A 4,736-nucleotide genomic window follows, 5' to 3' on the forward strand; every position below is an offset into this window, starting at 1 on the left:
TCTACCTTAATTACTCAAAAATAATTTCCCAGACAGATTTACTTTGGAAAAGCAAAAGTAGAAATAAGTCGAGAATATTTCCCGAAATTAAGTCAAACCACCCTCTACCTTAATTAGTCAAAAAATAATTTCCCAGACAGATTTACTTTGGGAAAGCAAAAGTAGGAATAGGTAGAAAATATTTCCCAAAATTGAGTCAAACCACCCTCTACCTTAATTAGTCAAAAAATTATTTCCCAGACAGATTTACTTTGCCAAAACAAAAGTAGAAATAAGTAGAAAATATTTCCCGAAATTGAGTCAAACCACCATCTACCTTAATTAGTCAAAAATCATTTCCGATACATATTATTTTTCCTCCTATTTTATATATTTAATAACCACATCCTCCTGAATCACAAGATTAATTTCTTCAGGTGTTTTGTTGATTGGTACTTGAGTTTTTGTACCAATAATTATCTTTTTACCAAACTCCCGTCTAACTTTACCAATTACTTTATTAATTCTTTGCTCTGTTAAAGGTTCATAATTTTCTGCAAGCCAATCAATAATACGTTTTCCATAAGCACGATTTAGATAATTAACACCTGTTTCAAGTTTCGTTTGAGTTAATTTTGACTCTTCAGATATCTTCTGTAACTCACTGCTTAAATTATCAAAATAATCCTCAATATTTTTAGATACTGACTGACAAGATTTGGAAAACTCACTCTCAGATTTTTTCAGAGTAGTTTCCTTTTGAGCAATAATTTGATTACTTAATGACTTAGATATTTTCTTAGCAGCTTCACTTCTTTTCTTATCTCTAGATTTAAACAATCCACTAATCGTACTTAGAAATGTAGTCACAATTCCAATAGTTAAACCTGCAACAATACCTGCCGGAGTAAAAAAAGTAAATATAGTTCCAGCTATCAACACAATACTACCAGCTATTTTGACAAAATTGCGGCCAAAACTACTGGAATCTTGTGCAGTAAAATCAAAATCAAAAGCACCTAACTCGGCAATTAATTGTAATTCACTCCCTACCTCCTCAACCGCTTCTTTTACTTCTTGATTAAACTTTTGACTAGCCTCTTGATAGGAATTTTCTAATCTTGATTCAAACTTAATTTCCTGAAGTTTTGTCTGCCAACCCTCTTTTAATTCACTCTCATTTTTATTCCAATAATCTTCAGCAAAAGAGGGAATATTCTTCACAGCATCGTCAAAAACAGCTTGAATTTGCTGTAGCAAAAAATTCAAAGCATCCTGCTGNCTTGATTAAACTTTTGACTAGCCTCTTGATAGGAATTTTCTAATCTTGATTCAAACTTAATTTCCTGAAGTTTTGTCTGCCAACCCTCTTTTAATTCACTCTCATTTTTATTCCAATAATCTTCAGCAAAAGAGGGAATATTCTTCACAGCATCGTCAAAAACAGCTTGAATTTGCTGTAGCAAAAAATTCAAAGCATCCTGCTGAGAATCATCAATCTTTTTCTGAATATCTCTACGCTTATCTTTCAGGATTTTTGCCAACTTATCATAATTTTTAGACTGTGCTTTTACCCACTTCAAAGGTTCTTCAATCGCACCAACAGTCGAACCCAATAAAGTTTGAGACCTCCTAATTTTTCCATCCTTAATTAAAGACTCTCTCACCAAATCTAAAAAATCCTGTATTCGACTCGCCTTAAATAACTCATTTTTTCGTTTTTGATCCTCAGTTTCACTAGAAATTTGTGCCGCCAATAACATTACAGGTACTACCTGAAAATAATCATTACCATAATACTTCCGAGCATAATTCCGAATCCGATCAATATTTCCGTCAATGCCACTTTTACCCTCCATTTCAAACAACTTATTTGGATTTTTCAGAAAATGCTCCAACCTCCGCGAATTTATCAAATTTTTTGTTACATTCAACAAAATAATTAAAGGTTTAGCCTTCTGCTTCAGCAAATCTAAAAAACCCAACTCAGTCTCCTGAATACTATCATTAGTCACCACATAACAAATTACATCCGACTCATCAATAATACTCTTAGCAATTTCCTCATCACTCTTACCTCCAGGCGCACCAATACCAGGAGTATCAATAACCCGAATATTCTTCCATTCATAAACTCGATTAAAACGAGTAGTCCTCTGTTTTCCCACACCAATAGCATCCCATCCATCATTAGTAATAATTGCATGAAGGGTACTTTTTCCTGCCTTAGTTTTCCCCATAAAAGCAATACTAAAATGACTCAAAGCGCGTTCTTTAGCTCGAAGAGATTCTTTAACACTATCAATTTCTTTGATAATTTTAGCCCTAAGTTCCTGAGAAATTTCCTCTAGTTTACTTGCCACTTCCTGAGCAGAAGCAGCTTCACCTTTTCCACTACTTTTATCCTTTATTTCTTCAATAACTTTTTGCAGATTTATTCCCAAATTTTGCAAAGCTTTATCTGNAATGACTCAAAGCGCGTTCTTTAGCTCGAAGAGATTCTTTAACACTATCAATTTCTTTGATAATTTTAGCCCTAAGTTCCTGAGAAATTTCCTCTAGTTTACTTGCCACTTCCTGAGCAGAAGCAGCTTCACCTTTTCCACTACTTTTATCCTTTATTTCTTCAATAACTTTTTGCAGATTTATTCCCAAATTTTGCAAAGCTTTATCTGTATGTTTCAACGCTCTTTCTGCAAATACATAATCTATCTCCGCAATAACCGCACACTGACGTATTGCCTCATCATATTCTGGTCCAGATAATAAAATTTCCCGGCGTAGTTGTTCAACTTTTTGCTGCTTCCCACTAAAAGTCGCTAACCTATCCACCAGAGCTTTTGACAACAAAGAATCAGCATTTTTCAGCATCCTCGCTCCGAAAGATATCTTCTCCTTTTCCCCATCCCCAATAAATCTAGTATCAGCAAAAGCTCCCGTTTCCTCTATTTGTCGTTCTACCTGACCATCAGGCCAACCCCAAATTTGGGCTACCTGTTGCGCCATTTGTCGTTCCAATGCCGAGCAAAAACCATCCACATAAGCAATACTCAATATTTGCCACATCGCCTCATTTCTCTGTTGGGGTGCTACTTGCGATGCAATTTCTGTCACAGATAACTGGTATTCATCCTGAGTCAGAATTTTTTCCATTTCTGCAAGAGTCGGTTTTCCTACTTTGCTTTGTTGTGCCAACTCCTGTAAGGCTTTTGACTCCTCACTGTGAATTTGTTGGTCAGCACAAACCATCTGAGCTACTAATAGAAAAGGGTAGTCCAACTCTTCATCCGGGGACTGTTTCATAAATAAGTATCCTTTTAATGATTGTTCAGAGCTAGGAGCATTTTCCATCCTCATCTACAAATCAACAATAATTTTTTACCGAATAATTAATAATTCAATAATTTAATAATTAAATAATTCAGGTATAAAGCCTGCCCTTTCAAGGGGAAACCAGAAAAAACTTTCCTTTTATTCAATCCTCTTCCTTTGAGGGAGAGGTAATTATCAATTATCAATTATCAATTATCAATTATCAATTATCAATTATCAATTATCAATTATCAATTATCAATTATCAATTATCAATTATCAATTATCAATTATCAATTATTGAACCTCCGCCATCGTGAAATTACTAAACTTTTTATCTCATTTTGAGAAGCTCTAAAATTTTTGTCAGAGGGGTTGTTTTCCAGCAAAAACTGTGATACTCTTAAAATAAGAAATATTAGCGATCTGCGTTCGCCCCTACGCATGATTTTTTATTCAACTCAACAAAATAGATAATGTTGCAGAAAAAACATAGTTCTTAGTATCATCTCATCTCAGAATAGCGATCGCCCATAGAGTAGTCGGTAAAGTATAGCCATGTGCGCTGGCACGCTTTACAAATTGCAGGGGGTGTCCAAGCAGCTCAAAGCTTTATATTATCAGCAATTTATTCTCATTTTATGTTCCCTGTTCCCAGAGCGCAGCGCTATAAAATAGAGTAATTCTATTAATTGAAATAAAGAATTAGACAAAAATTGCATTCTCTGAAGCTCTGCAAAAACCGCGACGAAAACAGCAATAAAGGTTGCACAGAATTAAAAACTTTGATATAGTTAATGTAGTGGGTGCTTTTCGCCCCTACGCATGATTTTTTATTCAACACAAAAATATGAATCATACCGAAATCAGCATAACTCTCAAACNGAGTAATTCTATTAATTGAAATAAAGAATTAGACAAAAATTGCATTCTCTGAAGCTCTGCAAAAACCGCGACGAAAACAGCAATAAAGGTTGCACAGAATTAAAAACTTTGATATAGTTAATGTAGTGGGTGCTTTTCGCCCCTACGCATGATTTTTTATTCAACACAAAAATATGAATCATACCGAAATCAGCATAACTCTCAAACTATTCGCAGCCTACCAAGAAGCCTACAAAGTGCCCGAACTACAACTAACCCTCTCTCCAGGAACAACAGTATCCCAACTGCTAGAAAAACTCATCAGCCAACACCCCGAACTAGAAAAGTGGCGAAATGTCACCAAATTTGGCATTAACCTCAACTTTGTCCCAGGAGAAACCATCCTTAAAGACGGTGACGAAGTAGTCCTAATTCCTCCAGTAAGTGGTGGCCTCAACAGCTTTAGAATTTAGATATTTTTTTTAGAAAATATAATTTCTTGCCTATCTAACAATAGAGAGCAGATATAAAGGTAAATTTTCATAATCAAATGCTACATTTCCCGATCGTCAAAATAAATA

At 34.8% G+C, this 4,736-nt stretch carries 1 protein-coding gene and 3 pseudogenes; 1 reads left to right on the plus strand and 3 read right to left on the minus strand.

What is annotated here, in order from left to right; all coding sequences use genetic code 11:
* Positions 1-360 precede the first annotated feature (360 nt).
* The 3 pseudogenes from AFK68_RS09975 to AFK68_RS44725 form a co-directional block, all read right to left on the minus strand.
* Positions 361-1,260: pseudogene (locus tag AFK68_RS09975) on the minus strand (GTPase); the annotation flags it as partial.
* A 1-nt stretch (position 1,261) separates the two neighbouring features.
* Positions 1,262-2,219: pseudogene (locus AFK68_RS09980) on the minus strand (GTPase); the annotation flags it as partial.
* A gap of 225 nt (positions 2,220-2,444) precedes the next feature.
* A pseudogene (locus AFK68_RS44725) lies at positions 2,445-3,336 on the minus strand (TerB family tellurite resistance protein); the annotation flags it as partial.
* A 1,013-nt stretch (positions 3,337-4,349) separates the two neighbouring features.
* Between AFK68_RS44725 and AFK68_RS09990 the strand changes: the two are divergent.
* Positions 4,350-4,628 carry a MoaD/ThiS family protein gene (locus tag AFK68_RS09990; RefSeq protein ID WP_094672577.1) on the plus strand — a complete coding sequence of 93 codons (279 nt, stop codon included), beginning with the start codon at positions 4,350-4,352 and terminating at the stop codon, positions 4,626-4,628.
* Positions 4,629-4,736 lie beyond the last annotated feature (108 nt).

The sequence above is a fragment of the Hydrocoleum sp. CS-953 genome (assembly GCF_002260545.1).
Classification (GTDB): Bacteria; Cyanobacteriota; Cyanobacteriia; order Cyanobacteriales; family Microcoleaceae; genus Trichodesmium.